This window comes from Streptomyces sp. SID12501, assembly GCF_010550245.1.
Classification (GTDB): Bacteria; Actinomycetota; Actinomycetes; order Streptomycetales; family Streptomycetaceae; genus Streptomyces.
This window is the reverse complement of the sequence record NZ_JAAGLU010000201.1, coordinates 1-697: the sequence shown is the minus strand read 5'-3', so window position 1 is coordinate 697 and position 697 is coordinate 1. Positions and strand designations below refer to the sequence as shown.

Here is a 697-nt window from a genome sequence, read left to right as displayed (position 1 = left end):
CTGTCAGAGGACTCGATCAGGCACGCGCTACGCAACCACGTCGACCTGTTCGACGTGGGAGACGGGATGACGATGGTCATCGGTCCGGACCGCAGCGGCGGTCTCGTCGAGGTCGGCGTCGTCGAGCGCTACGACGACCTGTACGTCGCACACGCCATGCCCGCACGACCGAAGTTCCTGAGGTGATGCCGATGCCCCGCTCGCTGGACGAGATGATGGCCCAGGCGGACGACCTGGCCGACCGCTTCGAGGCGTACGAGCCCGAGCCCGGTGACCGTGACACCGTCTCTCCTCTCACGCAGCTGCGGCTCGCGGCCCTCAAGCGCGCCGAGGCCGAACGTGAGATCGCCGAGGCCGTCGCGAACGCCCGTCGCGCGGACACGTCGTGGAAGGTGATCGGCGCTGCTGTCGGGACGAGCGGCGAGGCGGCGCGTCAGCGGTACGGCAAGCGCGCGTCCTGAGAGACAGGCACTCCCGCCAAGCCCTTCAGGAAGCGCCCACCGCCCTTCGAACCGCTCGAGGTAGCCGCGCCCGGCCCGGCGCAAGGGGTCGGGCGGGGTCCGACGTCGCCGGTGCGCGGGTCTCCGGCTCGACGCCCGCCCTCTCCGCTGAGCCCGTGCGGCACGCGACTCACGGGACGACGACCGTCATGCCCCCGGCGCCGGGCCGCGCGAGGCCTGCGAGCGCGTCCGCCGCG

General features: G+C 72.5%; 2 protein-coding genes. Both read left to right on the top strand.

All coding sequences use genetic code 11. The features are described from left to right. Nucleotides 1-186 (top strand): hypothetical protein (locus G3I71_RS45235; protein WP_164324739.1); only part of this gene is annotated, 186 nt, incomplete at its 5' end. Nucleotides 187-191: 5 nt separating this feature from the next. Next, nucleotides 192-461, top strand: a complete 270-nt coding sequence (locus tag G3I71_RS45230; RefSeq protein WP_087510174.1) for a hypothetical protein — start codon at nucleotides 192-194, stop codon at nucleotides 459-461. The last annotated feature ends 236 nt before the right edge of the window (nucleotides 462-697 follow it).